Annotated in this window: 1 protein-coding gene; it reads right to left on the reverse strand. The window is 48.3% G+C overall.

Going from position 1 to position 633, the window contains the following annotated elements; genetic code table 11:
- A partial coding sequence (locus R7R78_RS27290; RefSeq protein WP_263856332.1) for a pyruvate kinase occupies positions 1–633 on the reverse strand: 633 nt, incomplete at both ends.

Below are 633 nucleotides of genomic sequence, written 5' to 3' on the forward strand. Positions count from 1 at the left end.
GCACGCGTTGGCATTGGGCTATTGATCATCGATTCCATCATTTGAGTTGCAGTAATGACAACGCGGTTCAAACTTCGAGCTCGACGAATGAGTTTTTTCTGAACACCGATCAGCTCAGGATCGCCAATCTCAACACCTAAATCGCCGCGAGCGACCATCACGACGTCAGAAGCTAGGATGATATCGTCAATCGACTCGCTTGTGGCGACGGTTTCTGCACGTTCTACTTTTGCGACGAGTTTTGCTTCTAAGCCGGCATCCTGGGCCAAGCGTCTGGCATAGTGCATGTCCTCGCCATTGCGTGGGAAAGAAATGGCCAAATAGTCGACCTTAATTTCTGCGGCAGTGATGATGTCAGCTTTGTCTTTCTCCGTGAGCGCATCGGCTGATAAGCCACCGCCTTTTTTGTTGATGCCCTTGTTGTTGGATAATGGACCACCAACGGTCACACGGGTATGGACTTTATTTCCTTCTACGCTGGTGACTTGCAATTGAACTCTGCCATCATCAAGCAGTAGAATGTCGTTCGGTGAAACATCTTGAGGCAGTTCTTTGTAATCCAAACCAACGGATTCTTGGTTCCCTTCACCTTTTGGTAAGTCGCTATCTAGTGTGAATTTATCGCCGACTTTG

The organism is Vibrio sp. 2134-1 (assembly GCF_033339495.1).